The organism is Pandoraea iniqua, from assembly GCF_902459685.1.
In the GTDB taxonomy this organism is placed as follows: Bacteria; Pseudomonadota; Gammaproteobacteria; order Burkholderiales; family Burkholderiaceae; genus Pandoraea; species Pandoraea iniqua.
Window position 1 is genome coordinate 649,244 of the sequence record NZ_CABPSF010000002.1, and the last position, 16,773, is coordinate 666,016.

Annotated in this window: 14 protein-coding genes and 1 tRNA gene; 10 read left to right on the forward strand and 5 right to left on the reverse strand. The window is 61.5% G+C overall.

Annotated elements, in window-relative coordinates; translation table 11 throughout:
* The first annotated feature begins 9 nt into the window (after positions 1-9).
* From fdxH to PIN31009_RS08645, 8 genes are all read left to right on the forward strand, one after another.
* The gene (gene fdxH, locus PIN31009_RS08605; protein ID WP_150683833.1) at positions 10-963 is read left to right on the forward strand and encodes a formate dehydrogenase subunit beta; all 954 of its coding nucleotides are present in this window, start codon (positions 10-12) and stop codon (positions 961-963) included.
* Positions 964-965: 2 nt separating this feature from the next.
* Entirely contained in the window at positions 966-1,670 is a 705-nt protein-coding gene (locus PIN31009_RS08610) for a formate dehydrogenase subunit gamma (RefSeq protein WP_246185567.1), read from the forward strand.
* 51 nt (positions 1,671-1,721) lie between these two features.
* Complete coding sequence (fdhE, locus tag PIN31009_RS08615) at positions 1,722-2,780, forward strand: formate dehydrogenase accessory protein FdhE (protein ID WP_150790269.1); 1,059 nt, start codon at positions 1,722-1,724, stop codon at positions 2,778-2,780.
* 4 nt (positions 2,781-2,784) lie between these two features.
* Positions 2,785-4,215 carry an L-seryl-tRNA(Sec) selenium transferase gene (gene selA / locus PIN31009_RS08620; protein WP_150789948.1) on the forward strand — a complete coding sequence of 477 codons (1,431 nt, stop codon included), beginning with the start codon at positions 2,785-2,787 and terminating at the stop codon, positions 4,213-4,215.
* Entirely contained in the window at positions 4,212-6,122 is a 1,911-nt protein-coding gene (gene selB, locus PIN31009_RS08625) for a selenocysteine-specific translation elongation factor (protein WP_150790270.1), read from the forward strand. Before selA ends, selB begins: the two co-directional genes overlap by 4 nt.
* An 81-nt stretch (positions 6,123-6,203) precedes the next feature.
* Positions 6,204-6,299 (forward strand) — tRNA-Sec (locus PIN31009_RS08630).
* Between the two features lie 501 nt (positions 6,300-6,800).
* The gene (locus tag PIN31009_RS08640) at positions 6,801-8,300 is read left to right on the forward strand and encodes a DUF1254 domain-containing protein (RefSeq protein WP_150789949.1); all 1,500 of its coding nucleotides are present in this window, start codon (positions 6,801-6,803) and stop codon (positions 8,298-8,300) included.
* A gap of 21 nt (positions 8,301-8,321) precedes the next feature.
* Positions 8,322-9,779: a DUF1254 domain-containing protein gene (locus PIN31009_RS08645; protein WP_217426773.1), complete on the forward strand. Its 1,458-nt coding sequence runs from the start codon at positions 8,322-8,324 to the stop codon at positions 9,777-9,779.
* Positions 9,780-9,802: 23 nt separating this feature from the next.
* Here the strand turns inward: PIN31009_RS08645 and PIN31009_RS08650 are convergent, their stop codons facing one another.
* The 5 genes from PIN31009_RS08650 to PIN31009_RS08670 all read right to left on the reverse strand — a co-directional run bounded on the left by PIN31009_RS08650 (position 9,803) and on the right by PIN31009_RS08670 (position 14,907).
* Complete coding sequence (locus tag PIN31009_RS08650; protein ID WP_150789950.1) at positions 9,803-12,493, reverse strand: autotransporter family protein; 2,691 nt, start codon at positions 12,491-12,493, stop codon at positions 9,803-9,805.
* 214 nt (positions 12,494-12,707) lie between these two features.
* Positions 12,708-13,070, reverse strand: coding sequence for a hypothetical protein (locus tag PIN31009_RS08655; protein ID WP_150789951.1), 363 nt, complete (start codon positions 13,068-13,070; stop codon positions 12,708-12,710).
* Positions 13,071-13,179: 109 nt separating this feature from the next.
* Complete coding sequence (locus PIN31009_RS08660) at positions 13,180-13,584, reverse strand: type II toxin-antitoxin system HicB family antitoxin (RefSeq protein WP_087723178.1); 405 nt, start codon at positions 13,582-13,584, stop codon at positions 13,180-13,182.
* Positions 13,585-13,637: 53 nt separating this feature from the next.
* A complete protein-coding gene (locus PIN31009_RS08665; RefSeq protein ID WP_087723176.1) occupies positions 13,638-13,817 on the reverse strand; it encodes a type II toxin-antitoxin system HicA family toxin in 180 nt (59 codons plus the stop codon).
* A gap of 124 nt (positions 13,818-13,941) precedes the next feature.
* Complete coding sequence (locus PIN31009_RS08670) at positions 13,942-14,907, reverse strand: LysR family transcriptional regulator (protein WP_150789952.1); 966 nt, start codon at positions 14,905-14,907, stop codon at positions 13,942-13,944.
* A gap of 134 nt (positions 14,908-15,041) precedes the next feature.
* Between PIN31009_RS08670 and PIN31009_RS08675 the strand changes: the two genes are divergently transcribed.
* Together PIN31009_RS08675 and PIN31009_RS08680 are read left to right on the forward strand one after the other, a co-directional pair.
* Positions 15,042-15,830, forward strand: a complete 789-nt coding sequence (locus PIN31009_RS08675) for an HpcH/HpaI aldolase family protein (protein WP_150789953.1) — start codon at positions 15,042-15,044, stop codon at positions 15,828-15,830.
* 49 nt (positions 15,831-15,879) lie between these two features.
* Entirely contained in the window at positions 15,880-16,767 is an 888-nt protein-coding gene (locus PIN31009_RS08680; RefSeq protein WP_217426774.1) for an amidohydrolase family protein, read from the forward strand.
* Positions 16,768-16,773 lie beyond the last annotated feature (6 nt).

The window sequence follows — 16,773 nt, forward strand, 5'->3', positions numbered from 1 at the left end:
GGAGGCGCCATGGCATTGCAATCACTTGATATCAAACGGCGCTCGGCGACCACGCTGCCGTCGCCCTCGGTGCGTGAATCGCACACGGGCGACGTCGCCAAACTGATCGACGTCTCGAAGTGCATCGGCTGCAAGGCTTGCCAGACCGCGTGCATGGAGTGGAACGATCTGCGTGACGAAGTCGGCGAGAACGTGGGCGTGTACGACAATCCGCGGGACTTGTCGGCGGACTCGTGGACGCTCATGCGCTTCACCGAGTACGAAAACCCGAAGGGCGACCTCGAATGGCTGATCCGCAAGGACGGCTGCATGCACTGCGAGGACCCGGGCTGCCTGAAGGCCTGCCCGTCGCCGGGGGCGATCGTGCAGTACGCCAACGGCATCGTCGATTTTCACGAAGAGAACTGCATCGGCTGCGGCTATTGCATTACCGGGTGTCCGTTCAATATTCCGCGTATCTCGCAGAAGGATCACAAGGCGTACAAGTGCACGCTGTGTTCCGACCGCGTGTCCGTGGGGCTCGAGCCGGCGTGCGTGAAGACGTGCCCGACCGGCGCGATCATGTTCGGCACCAAAGACGCCATGAAGGATCAGGCGGAAGAGCGCATCGAAGACCTGAAGTCACGGGGCTTCGATAATGCCGGGTTGTACGACCCGGCCGGGGTGGGGGGCACGCACGTGATGTATGTGCTGCACCATGCCGACAAGCCGTCGCTGTATCACGGCCTGCCGGACAACCCGCGCATCAGCCCGATGGTCAGTTTCTGGAAGGGCATTGCGAAACCGCTGGGCGTGGCAGCGATGGCGTTCACCGCGATTGCCGGCTTCTTCCACTACATCAAGACCGGTCCGAACGAGACGACCGAAGAGGATGAAGAGGAAGCGCGCCGGTACGATGCGTCCCGCAAGGGCGATGACCCCGGCAATGGTCCGAAGGGTGTCGCCACGCACGAGGAGGTCTGACGATGTCGCAAGAACCTAGCGAACGTGAGGTCCGTCCGGGGCAGCCGGACCATGAAGGATATCCGTCCTACACGGGGCATCAGCAGCATCCGAAGGACGATCTGATTCAGCGTTACAACGCGGCAGAGCGCATCAACCACTGGATTGTCGCGGGGACGTTCATCCTGCTCGCGCTGTCCGGGCTGGCGCTGTTCCATCCGTCGATGTTCTGGCTCACCAACCTGTTCGGTGGCGGGCCGTGGACGCGGATTCTGCATCCCTTCGTCGGACTGGTGATGTTTGCCGGTTTTGTGTGGCTCGCACTGCGGCTTGCCCGCTACAACAAGTTCGAGTCGCGCGACCGCGAGTGGATGATGAAGATCGGCGATGTGCTGAACAATCGCGAGGAGAATCTGCCGGAAGTCGGGCGTTATAACGCCGGGCAGAAGCTGCTCTTCTACGTGATGGTGCTGTGCATGCTCGGACTGCTCGCATCGGGGATCGTGATCTGGCGCGCGTACTTCGCGTTCTACTTCCCGATCTGGGTCATTCGACTCGCCTCCGACGTGCACGCGGTGTGTGCATTCGTGTTGATTTGCGGCATCATTACGCACATCTACGCGGCGATCTGGATCAAAGGGTCCGTGGGTGCCATGACACGTGGCACCGTGACACGCGGCTGGGCGTGGAAACACCATCGCGCCTGGTACAAGCAGCTCAACAAGTAAGTCCGGCCCCGGTGGCTGGACGCTCCTACGAGGCCAGCCACCTTGCAACGCATCCTTCAACCCGGACAGATCGAGTCCCTCGATCGCACCGCCATCCCCCGTCTTCGTATGCCGCAACGCGCCGAGATTTTTTCGGCGCGTGCGGCGCGTTTGCGTCAGCTTGCCGAGGGGCATCCGCTGGGCGACTACCTGCGGCTAATGGCCGCACTGGTCGATGCTCAGCGCAGCGAGATCGAGAACTTCGTGGCGGAGCGTCCGTCCGCGGAATCGATTGCGCAGGCGCAGCAGCATTGCATGCCGCTCGTGCCGGCCAATAGCGGCTATGAAGTCGGCCGCTGGAAGCCATTGCTCACGCCGTTGCTCGATGCCGTGGCGGCACAGGCCGACTTGCCGCCGGCGGTGCGCGGCGTGCTCGATCGTATTCGCAGCGCCGACGCCGCCACGCTGGATACGGCCGCACAGTCGCTGCTGGCCGGGCATGGCAAGGGCGTGGACGCCGCGAGCGCACCGTTCCTGATGGCGGCGCTGCAAGTGCTGTGGACAGGCGTGGCGAGCACGTTCGATGCCGGTGAAGTACCGATGCTCGACGTACCGAATATCTGCCCCGTGTGCGGCACGCTGCCAGTGGCAAGCGTGGTGCGTATCGGCGGCGCCCACGAAGGCTATCGCTATCTCGCGTGTGGCCTGTGTTCGACCGAATGGCACATGGTGCGCGTGAAATGCACGCATTGCGAAGCGAGCGAGCACGTGGCGTATCACGTGGTCGACAAGCAGGGCGAAGCCAGTGCCAAGGCCGATCTCTTCGCGCAGGCAGCGCATCCTGCGCAGGCAGCCGACGACGTGGCCGACGCGGCCCGGGCCCCCGAGCTGACGGAAGCCGGCCGGCCCAAGCTCGACGAAGCCGCCAAGCGCGTGGCGTCGTCGCCGAGCCGTGCCGAGTCGTGCGACGACTGTCACAGCTACCGCAAGATTTTCTATCAGGACAAAGACCCGTTCGTGGAACCGGTTGCCGACGATCTGGCGAGCCTCGCGCTCGACGTATTGATGGGCGAAGCGGGCTACGCACGCGCCAACGGCAATCCGTTGCTCTGGCAAAACGCCGAGGAGTAACGACATGGCCGCGGACGATCTTGCGCCGGTAGGCGCGGCAGAGTTGCCGTCGCTCGACCGGTTGTTGGGCATGCCCGACTTTCAGGCGGCGCTTGCCGACTTCGGACGCACGCAGGTCACCGCGACGCTGCGTGCCGATCTGGACGCTTGCCGCAGCGAAGCGCTGGCTGGCACGCTGTCGCGCGACGCGTTGGCGCCCGAAGCCTTTGCCGCGCGTGTGACGCGAACATTGGTTGCGCGCAATCATGCGACATTGCGTCCGGTGTTCAACCTGACGGGGACGGTGCTGCACACCAATCTTGGCCGCGCGTTACTGCCCGAAGCGGCGGTCGATGCAGTCATGCAGGCGCTGACGTCGCCTGCCAATCTTGAGTTCGATCTGGCGACGGGCGGACGCGGCGATCGCGATGATCTGATCTCGCCGCTGCTTTGTGAACTCACAGGCGGCGAAGCGGCCACCGTGGTCAACAACAATGCGGCGGCGGTCTTGCTGATGTTGGCGACGCTGGCCAAGCGGCGCGAAGTGGTCGTGTCGCGCGGCGAGCTGGTGGAGATTGGCGGCGCGTTCCGCATTCCGGACATCATGACGCACGCGGGTGCCAAGCTCGTTGAAATTGGCACGACCAATCGCACGCACGCGGCGGATTATCGCAATGCCATCGGCGAGAAGACGGCGCTGCTGATGAAGGTGCATTGCAGCAACTACGAAGTGACGGGTTTCACCAAGAGTGTGGACGTGGCGGAAGTCGCTGCCATTGCGAAACCGCATGGCATTCCGGTCGCAGTGGATCTGGGCAGCGGCACGCTGACGCCGCTCGAGCGATGGGGCCTGCCACACGAAACCACCGTGCAAGAGACCATTGCCGCCGGTGCCGATCTTGTGACGTTCTCGGGCGACAAGCTGCTTGGCGGCCCGCAGGCCGGCATGATCGTGGGGCGCAAGGACCTTATCGCCAAAATTAAGAAGCACCCGCTCAAGCGGGCGTTGCGCGTGGGCAAGCTCACGCTGGCGGCGCTTGAGCCGGTGCTACGTCTGTATCGTGATCCTGAACATCTGCCCGAGCGTTTGACGACGCTGCGTTTGCTCACGCGTACGCGCGCCGAAATGGCGGCGCAGGCGGAGCGACTCGCGCCTGTGCTGGCGCAGTCGCTGGGCGAAGCCTATACCGTTGCCGCCGCACCGATGGTGAGCCAGATCGGCAGCGGTGCGTTGCCTGTTGAACAACTGCCGAGCTATGGACTGGCGATTGCGCCCGCAGGCGGTGGCAAGCGCGGCAGCGGACGCGCGTTGGCCAAGCTCGAAGCGGCGTTGCGCGGGCTGCCGTATCCGGTCATCGGACGCATTTCCGACCAGACGTTATGGCTCGATCTTCGCTGCCTTGAGGCGAGCGACGAGGCATGCCTGACGCTGCAATTCGCGGAGCTGCGCGCATGATCGTCGGCACGGCGGGTCATATCGACCACGGCAAGACGAGTCTGGTACGCGCCCTGACCGGCGTTGACACCGATCGTCTGAAAGAAGAAAAGGCACGGGGCATTTCCATCGAACTGGGCTATGCCTATACGCCGTTGCCCGATGGTGAAGTCCTCGGTTTCATCGATGTCCCGGGCCACGAGAAGTTGATTCATACGATGGCGGCGGGCGCGGTCGGCATCGATTTCGCGTTGCTGGTCATTGCGGCGGACGACGGCGTTATGCCGCAGACGCGCGAGCATCTGGCGATTCTCACGATGTTGGGCGTGCGTCAGGGCGTGGTGGCGCTGTCGAAGGCGGATCGGGTCGATATTCCACGTTTGGGCAGGGTCAAACGCGAGATCACGCAGTGGCTTGCGAATACGCCATTGGCCGGCGCAGAGATCGTGCCGGTGTCGGCAACCACGCAGGGCGATGCGGGCGTCGCGGTGTTGCGCGATCAATTGACGCACGCGGCGCAGGCATTGAAGGCGGCGGGCAATGCGGCGCGCCGTGACGATGCGTTGTTTCGTCTGGCCGTCGACCGGGTATTCACGCTGGCGGGTCATGGCACGGTGGTCACCGGCACCGCGTTTGCCGGCACCGTGCGCGTGGGCGATACGTTGACGGTGATGCCACAAGGCTTGCCGGTGCGCGTGCGCAGTATTCATGCGCAGAACCGTGCCGTCGAAGCTGGCCGGGCAGGCGAGCGTTGCGCGTTGAATCTGGCGGGTGTGGAACGCGACCAACTCGGCCGTGGCGACTGGATCGTCGCGCCGGGACTCTCGGCGCCTTCCACGCATGTGGACGTCGAGTTGCATTGGCTCGACGGCAATGCACCGCTGACGCAATGGTTTCCGCTGCATGTGCATCTGGGCACGACCCACGTGCAGGCGCGCACGGTGCTGCTCGATGGCGACACGCTTGCGCCGGGCGGCACGATGCGTGTGCAACTGGTATTCGACGCGCCGGTGTGCACCATGCCGGGCGACCGGTTCATCGTGCGAAATCCGCAGGCGACGGCGACCGTGGGTGGTGGTCGCGTGCTCGATCCGGCGGGGCCGGAGCGAAAGCGTCGTTCGGCGGCGCGGCTGGCGTGGCTCGATGCCATGGCGAGAACGCTGGATGGAGAAGGGCTCTCAGGGTTGCTGGCGCAGTCGCCGCAGGGGCTGACGAGTGCACAGATGACGGCGCTGACGGGGTTGTCGTCGGCGACGTGGCAATGGCCGTCGGAAGCCGTGGTTCTTGCGGCGGCAGACGGCGAGTCGTTGGCGTTTGCGCCGCAGCCGTGGGAGGCGATGCGCACGCGCGTGCTCGACGTGCTGCGCGACTACCATGCTCGCTTGGCCGACGAGCCGGGGCTTGATGCGGCGCGTCTTGGGCGGATGACGTGGCCGGCGCTGGAGGCGACGCGTTGGCGCGCGATCGTACAGGCGCTGGTGGCGGACGGTTCGTTGACACGTACGGGCGCGTGGTTGCATTTACCGACGCACCGCGTGGAAATGAGTGCAGAAGAGACGACGCTGGCAGAGGCGTTGTTGCCGCGCATTGCGCAGGGCCGATTCGACCCGCCGTGGGTGAGAGATCTGGGGCGTGACGTGAGTGCGCCGGAAGAGAAGGTGCGCGCGGTACTGCGCAAATTGGCGCGGCAGGGGCGGGTGCATCAGATCGTCAAGGACTTGTTCTACGACGATGCCTGCGTGCAGGCGCTGGCCGAATTGGTAGCGCAGGGCGACGGCCGGATCGAAGCTGGCGGGTTCCGCGATGCGACGGGTTTAGGGCGCAAGCGGGCCGTGCAGATTCTGGAGTTCTTCGACCGCGCGGGCTATACTCGCCGCGTTGGCGATACGCATGTGCGGCGTCCCGGCGTGGTTTGGGGCACGGCATAGCAAAAACGCCACGCGAGGTTTCGCGTGGCGTTTTTATCGAGCGCGGCTCGATATCGTTACACCGTCATTTCGTTACACGAAGGAAGGCATCCGTATCCGGTGATGCGGCCGGGCTTCAAACCCGGTTGGGGGCGTCAGCCGTTCCCAGGTAGGTTCGACTCCTGCTGCTTTCCGCCATAAGACTTTCAGCGGCTTCTGCGCCTGCAGGATATCGCCCGCCGTGTCAGTCTTATCGGTCCCCGCTTTCGCGCGCAAATCTCATAGTTGAAAACCTTCGTCATCGTCACCGGTGGCGGGGTGCCTGCATGGCGCTGGTGTCTGATGCACTGGGGCGTCAGGCTGGACGATAGGCGTGGGTGATTCGGTATTAGCAATCGATCTGTGTGGCTTGCTTTCACTGGGTTTTATGGAGGAAAAGCCGCGCTTAGAGCAGCCGTCAATATTGATTATTTTCCCGATCTGATTAATTATTTGGTCGGGCATATTGTTTTAATGTGCTTTGGTTTTTTCTTGGCGAGTAATTTTAATTATAAAAATAATTTTAATTACTGTTTTTTTAAAATATATAACCGAGATTGTCTGAACACACCTCCTTCGGAGGCTTAGCACCTGGGCGCAAATCAATGATTTGAATACTACCGGGTGCGAGCGGCGCCCCGTATCTTCAAGGGGGTACTCATGCGCTTTCTAGCAACTGCCGTGTTTGCTGCGTTGACAGTAGTGGCCACATCTCCCGCTTTTGCGGCCGGGCCGGATTCGCGCTTCGACGCACTCGCCAATCTGCCATTCAATGGCGGATATCCGACAGCGCAGGGGATTGCGCAACTCAAGGATGAACTCACCTTTCAGCGCGGCGTGCAGGCCTACCTCTGGGCACTGCCGGCACTCAACATGTTGGGTATGCAGCGCGGTTCGGAAAAGACGTTCGGCAAGGGCTACAACGTGTTGCCCATCTGGAAAGACCGGCTGAATGCTAAAACGCTGGTAACCACACCGAACTCGGACGTTATATACGCGATGGGGTATCTCGACCTCAAGGCGGACGGCCCGATGGTCATCGAAGTGCCCAAGGGCCTACAAGGGATTCTGGACGACTTCTTTCAGCGCCCGATTTGTTCTGAGGGACCGATCGACGGGCGTGTCTGGTGCGGCGACGTCGGCCTACCCGGTCCTGACAAGGGGCAAGGTGGAAAATATCTGGTGCTGCCGCCAGATTACAAGGGCGAGATCCCACAGGGATATTTCGTGCTGCGGTCGCGCACTTATGGCGTATTCGTTTTCTGGCGCGGTTTCTTCAAAGATCCGTCCCAACTCGACGAGCCCGTCAAGGTGATGGAGCAGACGCGCATTTATCCATTGGGCAAACAGGCCGAAGCGAAGCCAATGCAGTTCCCGAACGCTTCAGGCGTGCCGGTCAACATGTTGTATCCCACGGACGGAAGCGCGTTCGACCTGCTCGCGCAGTTCTTCGAGAACGAATACGCCGATCCGGCTGATATGGAAATGCGCGGCATGCTTGCCGCCATCGGCATTGAAAAGGGCAAACCTTTCAAACCGGACGCCCATACGCGCAGCCTGTTGGACAAAGCCGCCAAAACTGCCGCCAAGATGGGGCACGCCATTTCCTACGAGCCCCAGGCGATCGTGGAGAACGGCACCTGGTATCCGGATCGCCGCTGGCTCAACGTTTTCCCGGGCAACGCCACGTTTACCGCACCAACATTCAACTACATCGATGCCCGCACGGGTTTCTTTACCAATGCCTACTCCACCAGCCCCGGCATGGCGGTTGAGATGGTCAACGTCGGCGCGAAGTATCCCGCGACCTTTGTCGATGCGAAGGGTGCGTTTCTGTCCGGCGGCAAGGCTTACAAGCTGAGTCTGCCCAAGGACGTGCCGGCCGCGTTGTTCTGGTCCGTCACGATCTACGATTCGATCACAGCATCGGGCGTCGATAACGGTCAGGCCTTCCCCTCGATCAACACGATGGATAAGCCCGCACAGAACGCCGACGGCAGTACTGATATCTATTTCGGCCCGAGTGCACCGGGCACCGGCAAGAACTGGCTGAAGACCCTGCCGGGAAAGGGCTACTTCGTCATCTTGCGTTTGTACGGGCCGACTCAGGCGTTCTTTGACAAGACCTGGAAGCCGGGTGATCTGCAACCCACCAAGTGACACTTCTTTTTTGGGGCGGACATGTTCAAAGCACCGAAATCAATGACTGTACTTGCGGCATTCGCTTTTAGCGTGGTCGGCACGCAAGTGCATGGCGCAGCCGAGGCGCTACCGTTCGGCAACGTCCAGATGGACGGAACGCTGCCCGCGCGCAGCGCCGTCCCGGGGTTGTTCGCAGAGCTGGATTTTCAACAGGCGACGCAAGCCTACCTTTGGGCGCTGCCGCTTGTGGCTTATGCCCAATGGCAGAAAGAGTCCTACGAAAAACTCGGTGCAAAACCGAATGACCTGGTGGTCTACACCACATGGAAAGACAAGCTAGGCATTCTCACGGCCAATGCGACAACACCGTACATTCTCGGATTTTCCGAGCTGGACAAATCCGGACCATTGGTCATCGATATGCCGGCCGGCCAGACAGCCGGTGGGGTAGGTGACTTCTGGCAACGGTCTCTGATCGATTTGGGACAGACCGGGCCAGATAAAGGCCGAGGCGGCAAATATCTGATCCTGCCACCGGGTGTGAAAGCCCCTGCGGACGCGAAAGGGTATTACGTCGCACAGTCGCAGACGAACAACGTGTTGCTTGGCTTCCGGGTACTCGAGCCCGACCCGGCGAAAGCAAAAGCTATCGTCAGCAAGATCAAAGTGTATTCGTACCGTGATCGCCAGTCCCCACCCAATATGCGTCTTGTTTCGCCAGACGGCCGCGACTGGTCGGGCACCCAGCCAGATGGCATGGCCTACTGGCAGCGCTTGCACGAGATCATCCAGCGCGAGCCGGTGAACGAGCGCGATCGCTTTTACATGGCGATGCTGGCAAACCTCGGGATCGAGAAGGGCAAGCCTTTCAATCCCGACGAGCGTCAACGCAAGGCGCTGGAGCAAGGCGCCACGGCAGGCAAGCTGTTGGCGCAGACGAATACCTATGCGAAGCGATTTGAGAACGTAAATCATTGGCCGGACCGGCGCTGGGAATATGCGTTGTTCATCAAGGACCCGTCGCAACGCGTGGCCAACTACGATCAGTTGCTTGAGCGCACGGCGTGGTTCTATGAGGCGTTGTCAGACACCAAGGGCATGATCTCCTCCACACCGGGGCTGGGACAGGCTTATCTCGGCGCGTACACCGACAAGAACGATGCCTGGCTCGATGGCGGCAAGAACTACAAGTTGCGTGTCGCCGCGAATCCGCCAGCGAAGCAGTTCTGGTCACTGACCGTCTACGACACTGACACGCGCCGCTTTGTGGAGAATTCCAAGCAAAAATCGGATGTCTCCAGCCGCGAGAATCTACGGAAAAATGCCGACGGCTCGGTGGATCTTTACTTTGGCCCCAACCCGCCGCCGGGAGAGGAAAGCAATTGGGTGCAAACCGTGGCCGGTAAGCATTGGTTTGCCTATTTCCGTCTTTATGGGCCGACCGAGGCGTATTTTGACAAGCGCTGGAAGATGGAGGACATCACGGCAGGGTATTGATTTCTGCATGTTCACCCTTTGCCTCACCACGTCCAGCGCAGACCAAGCGTGGCAGACACCGACTGCTGTCTCGTCGCGTCGAGTTGCGTCAGGTACGCGAGGGTGGCGTAGACGCTGGCGGCTTTGTTGAAGCGGCCTGCCACGCCGATCCCGAATTGCGCCGCTGTGCTGTTGGCGCTCGTCACGACCGGCGTCGTGCCGCCAAAGAGAACGCGGCCGTCGTTGCCGAATGCGTGCAGCAGATTGAATAACAAATACGGCCGCAGCAGACCCCGCGCACCGTCGTAATTTGCCTCGAGCCGTGCCCCGATGCGCGCCAGCCAGCTATTCACATTGTTGAATCCAACGCTCGAAATCCCATCGTTGAAATCGTCGATCGCCTGACGCTGCCAGACGATTTGCGCCTGCGGTTCGAGCGCCAGCGTTTCGGTCAGCGCAATCGGCCATCCGGTTTCGAGAGAGGCCGCGAGCCCTTTGCCGTGAACGTTCTGGTTGAGTCCGCTGATCGGCTTCGATTGAAATTGCATCGCGGACGCGAGTACCACGGCGTCGGTATACGCACCGCCCGGCATCACGTGCGTCCAGTAAAGACCCGCGCTGTACATGTCCAACGCCAATGTGCCCGCGTGGGTGTCGGGCATGCCTAGCGCCAGCCCCTGAACGTCGCCCGATGCGCGGGTCCATCCGCCGAGCACGCCGACGTGATCGGCATGGCCGGTGTCGCTGCGTCCGGCAAAGAGGTCGTGTCCGATCTGTATGCCGCCGATATTGCCGTCGAACTGGGGCGTCACGTCGCCTTTCGCGCGCAGCTGCTCGGTTTGCCCCCAGACCCGGGCCCAGCCATCGGTCAGCCACCCACGCTCGTCGAGCAATCCCTGCTGGCCCTGCCGTTCGTGGAATGTCGCCAACTGGGCGAAGCCTGCGGTTCGGCCCAGCTCCGGCATCATCGAGTAGACGGGGACTTCGATTCGATAGATGGGCAGAGGGTCGTCACCCGGATGGAGCGTCGCAGTCGGCGGGGTGCCGACGGCTGCTGTCGGGGGTGGGACTACTTCGGTTTCCGGTTCTCCGGTGACGGGATCGATCACGGTCACGACGACTTCCTCAGACGTCGGGACAGTCGAGCGCAAATACCAACTGTTGGCGCTGTTGGCAGTGGTGCCGCCTTTGTAAAGGAAGTACGTGTAGGCACCCGCGCTGACCGGCGCACCCAATGAAAACGCCGAGCCTGACGACGTGGTGCCGCCGACGGCCTGCACGACGGGAATGCCATTGCCGGTGGTGAGCGCGCCGAGGCCGCCGAGATTGTTGATGGCAACGGTCGTGCTGCCGCCGATCGTGCCCCCACTCACCGTGAGTGGGGCAACGCGTGAACTGTCGTTGCCAAGCACCGAGTCGACGAGGAGCTTGCCGCCTTGACCGGTGTAGTTGCCGGCAATGGTCAGCGTGCCGTTGCCCGCGCCATCGCCGGGATGAACAGTGCCCAGATTCGTCACGTTGCCGGTCAGCGTGCCGGTACCCGTCAGGGTGGCGCCGGCCGCAACCGTCGTCGTCGCGCCGCCCAACGTACCGGTCAGGTTGAAGATGCCGCTTTGCAGTTGGGCGTTGTTGAAATTGCCGCTGCCGCTCCACGTCCAGTTGTCGCCTTGCGCGAGCAGAGTGCCGAAATTGATGAACGGATTACTGGCCGTTCCCGTGCCTTGCAACACCAGCGTGCTCACGGCGCTCGCGCCACCGTCTGCGGTGCCGACGATCTGCGAGCCGGTTTGCAACGTCAATGTGTTCGAGCGGGCCGCGGGGTTCATGAAAATGGCGGTCCCGACGTTGCTCTGAATCAGGCCGGCATTGGTGATCGAGATCGTGCCATTTACGGTGCGCACGCCGTAACCCTGCTGGCTGATGATCTGTCCGCCCGCCTGATTGACGATGGTGCCGGTGAAACCCGCGCCGGTATTCGACACTACGGCGTCGCTGCTGATACCTCGAGCCTCGACATAGCCGCTGTTGGTGAACGTGATGTTGTTGCCTTGCATGAAGACGGTGAACGACCGGCTGGAGGGCGTGCCGCCGGTGGTGATCAGCGTGCCGGTATTGGTCAGCGTGCTCTGCCCGCCGGTCGAACTCATTGCGCGGCTGCCCGAGCCGGTGGCGGTGATGGTCCCTGTGTTCAGGAACGTCGTGAATTGCCCGAGCGACGACGACTGGCCCCACGACGCTGTCATGCCATAGCTGTTGGGGCCCGAGAGCGTGATCGTTCCGTTGTTCGTGATCGACCCGTTGTTGCCGTTCAGCGCCATGGCGTCGTTATTGGCACCACTGGTCGTAATGGTGCCGGTCGACGTATTGACGAGGGTGTTGCCGTTGTTCTGGCCCAGCATCGCGGCGCCACGTCCCGTCGACGAGGAGCCGGACAGGCTAAGCGCGCCGGCGTTGGAAATCGTGCTGGCGGTGTCGACAGTGATGATCGCGAGATTCGGGGTGCCACGAATCAGGGAAACGGTGCTTCCCGGCGTGACGTTGACGGTGACGTTGGTGCTGCCGCTTTGCGCGAGGACCGCGCCGCCGCTGCCCGTGCAGGTGACCGTGGTATTGCTGGATGGGTTCAGGTTATCGCAAGCGGCATGGGCGGTGCCGAGCGTGCAAAGCGGAATGGCGAAGAGCAGCGGTTTTAAGGGGACAGGGCAGGTACGGTTTGCAAGCGCCGTGGCATTCATAGGCACGCTCCCAGGACAATTTTCTTGATTAAAGAAGAATCCCCCGTGGCTAAAATTTATGCCGTAGGCGCACCAATTTCAATCACCTGTTGTGCCCATGTCACAGGTGTTATTCACCTCGATCTTTGCCTTGATGCCGATGCTGTCTTGAAGTAATTGACCACTCATGCTTCCTCGGACGCGAAGTATGAGTGGCTGGACAATGCCTCGCTATTTATTCCTTGCAACGCGGGTCCCAGCGAGGTTCGCGCGTTATCTCATGCGCAGGCAGATATTCACCGGTTTTGGCAAATCGGTATGGGCCGTAGCCGGCGTCAAACCATTGCTTTACGGAATAACCGTGAAGCGATTTCAGTTCCCGATCGGTGTGATGCCAATGCGGGGGAATCACGGCGAAGAACAGATCATTCGCGATTCGCTTGGCACGAATTGGCAGTGCTGCTACCGCGTGCCTCACGGTTCCGGGACGCGCGAGCGAGTCGGCATCCGGGTGGGTCAGCAAGAACCGAAATCCATGCGCCGCCTGACCAAAGTTGAGCGCGGAATGCTTAACGTATTCCTCGAAAAACGAAAACATTAGAGACCTCGATATGAGTATTTGAATTGGAGGGTTTCATATCGTTGATTTGAGGCATGTTCGTTCTCCGGGATAGGTTGTTTCGCGCGTAGTCCCGATCTAATCGGAGCTACGCCTCATGCACGATCGCCGCCATGGCAACACGTGCAAGAAAGCCACTTCGTGTTTCGTGGCGTTTCGCAACATAGGCATCGATCTTGTGCAGGACGAAGCGCGGAAAGCTCACATTGATACGTTCTGGCTTGCTGTCGAGCTTGCTGATGTCGACATCGGCGAACGCCCAGATCGCATCGGCGAACGCTTCCTGTTTTGCCAGATCTTCAATGGCCGAGCAAGTCAATGAGACTTCTTCGCCCTGTGCTATCAGCGTTTCAATGTGACCACTGATCGCCTCTTTGGCATTTCGGATGGCTTCATCTATGGTGTCGCCCCAAGAGAAGCAGCCCGGCACGTCGGGCACGGTAACACCGTAGGTGCTCCCTTCGTCCTTATGAATTGCGATGGGAAATTCCATGTGTGCACTCCCACAATTTTTGTCAGATCGCGCTATCGAAAAAACCACCGGCCTCACAGGCCGGCGGTTTTCAGGATGCTTCTTACAGTACCGACTGGCAGATCCTTTTTCGGGTGAGGCACCGTCACAAGGAGCGGCTTCGTCGGGTGTTTGAAGTGGTGGTGGCTGCCGGTAATACGAACCAACTTCCAGCCGTCCTCATCGAGCATCCGGATCAGTTTCGATGAGTTCATCGGTATCTCCGGTGTTCGAGTGTGTAAATATACACAAAAACCAGAGATTTTCAATGAAAATGTGTAATTGTGTGTATTTATTGGCGACGCTAACGGCACCCAGCTAAGGACTGGTCATCAAGTGTCACCCACCCACCTTGCGCTTCCTCGCGGGCGCCTTCTTCCCACTCGTCGCCGGCCCGCCGCCGCCGTCTTGTTCCCGCAACGTCCCCGCCAGTTCCACGAACAATTTCACCCGTGAGTTTGCGTCGCCGTAGCGGTGGCCGATGTACAGCGTTGTCGTCGTGTCCGTATCTGCGAAGTCGCGAAACACGACACCGGGTACCGCGATGGCGTTCAGCGACGCGGGCACGATGGTGACGCCAAGCCCGGTTGCCGTGAGCCCAATCAGTGTCGAGGCCTGCTGCGCCTCCTGCACGATCTTCGGCTCGAACCCGCGTTTGGCGCACAGCGCATGAATCTGCGCGAACATCACCACACCCGCCGAGCGCGGATACGCGATGAACGCCTCGTCGCGCAAATCGGCAATCCGCACCTTGGCCGCCTTCGCCAACGGATGTCCGGCATGCATCGCCAACACCAGCGGCTCGACGACCAACGGCGTCAGTACCAACGACGACGGCGCCGGTTGCTGCGCATCGAGGCGCAATAACGCGACATCGATTTCGCGCGCTTCCAATGCATCGAGCTGTCGCGACGACGGCAACTCGTGCAACTGAACCTGCACCTTCGGCCGTTGCTTGCGGTAGGCGTGAATCAATTGCGGAAACACGGGCGACAGCGACGACGCGTTCGTGAACCCCACGCGCAACCGTCCCACCTCACCGCTCACCGTCTGCCACACCGATTCACGCGCGTGCTCGATATGCGCGAGGATCGCTGGTGCCTGTGCCGCCAGCGCAATACCCGCCTCGGTCAGCGAGACCGAGCGCCGGGTGCGGTGAAACAGACGCGCTCCCAACGATTCTTCAAGCGCCTGAATCGCCAGACTCAGCGGCGCCTGCGTGATCCCAAGCCGCTCGGCGCTGCGCCGGAAATGCAACTCCTCAGCTAGCACCGCAAAGTACTCCAGATGCCGAATATTCATCATCGCCCGGTGCCTTTCATTGATTTGATTTGCAAATCATTAACGTGATTTCAAAGAATAAATGAAATCGATTGGCGGGGCCATACTGTCACGAAACCACTCAAACGAAACCAAGCCCCAAGGGCTTCGGAGACAGCATGGAAAGTACCGAACTCATGGCGCGTCTGCGCGCCGGTCAGCCTGTATTCGCACTAGGCATGCGCGCCGCCCGCTCACCCGACGTCGTGCGCTGGGCGCGCGCCGCCGGTTACGACACGGTATGGATCGACATGGAACACAGCCCGATGCCGGTCGACACCGTCTCGCAGCTTTGTCTGTGCGCGGTCGATCTTGGCCTGATGCCTTGGGTGCGCGTGCCGGAACGCGACTACGGCATGATCAACCGCGTGCTCGACGGCGGCGCACTGGGCATCATCGCTGCCCGTATCGAATCTGCCGAACAAGCCCGCGAAATCGTGACGGCGAGCCGCTTTGCCCCGCACGGTCAGCGCTCCCAACTGGCAACGCTCCCGTTCGTCGGCTACGAGAAATTGCCGGCCGCGGAAATGAATCGCCGCGTGAACGCCGTGACGGCCGTGAAGCTGCTGATCGAAAGCCGCGCGGGCGTAGAAAACGCGGCCGAAATCGCGGCGGTGCCCGGCGTCGACATCGTGGCCCTCGGCTGCAACGATCTGTCGGCCGACCTTGGCCATACCGGAAACCCAACCCATCCCGACGTGCTGGCCGCCTGCCGCCAAGTCGTGGCCGCCGTGCGTGCCCAAGGCAAGATCGCCATCGTTGGCGGCATGCCGGAAGGCGAAGCCCTGACGCAACTGCGCGCCGACGGCGCTGCACCGTTCGTATTCAGCGGCATCGACGGCGACCTGTTTCTCGACGCGATGCGCCGCCGCGTGACGGCAGACCGCGCCGCGCTGACGCCCGCCTGAGCGTTCGCCTTACCCGATTTTTTTTGCCAACCCAACAGAACCCACTCACATGGCAACCCAATACGCCGGCCAACTGACCTCCACTCCGATGCGCGCCGCAAGCTCGCTGACCCGCCCCGCATTCGACATGCCCGAGAATGCCTGCGACGCGCACATGCACGTGTTCGAACCGCTCGCGCAGTATCCGAGCGTGGGCAATCCGCAATACACCTTGCCCGATGGCGCACTCGACAAGTACCGCGAAGTGATGGACGCGCTTTCGATTCGCCGCTTCGCCATCGTCCAACCCAGTTTCTACGGCACGGACAATCGTTGCCTGCTCGACGCGTTGGCCAAGGCCGGCGATGCCGCGCGCGGCGTTGTCATGATCGACGAGGGATTGCCCGCCGCCACGCTCGACGTTTGGCATCGCGCCAACGTGCGGGCCATCCGGCTCGACCTGTTCTCGCGCGCAGAACAACCCACGCAAGAAATTCAGGCGTACATCACCCGCATGGCGGCGCTGTGTGAAAGCCTCGGCTGGCATCTTCAGTTCTATGCGCCGGGCCCGGTCGTGCGCAACCTGATTCCGTTTTTGACCGACGTGCGCACGCCGTTCGTGATCGACCACATGGGCTACATGACGCAGGAAGACGGGCTCACGAGCGACGACTTCACGCGTCTGCTTCAACTGCTGAAGGATGGCAACTGCACGCTCAAGCTATCGGCACCGTATCGCGTCGCCAAGGGGCGCCCGCTGTCGTCCGTCGCGCCGATGGCGAAGGCGATCATCGAGACCGCGCCCGACAAGGTCATCTGGGGATCCGACTGGCCGCATATCCCGATGGGCGAGCGCGATACCGGCGAGTTGCTGAACCTGCTGGGCGACTGGACGACGGATGCCGTGACGCGTCGCCGGATCCTCGTCGATAATCCGGCCCGCCTCTACGATTTCTGATCGAGT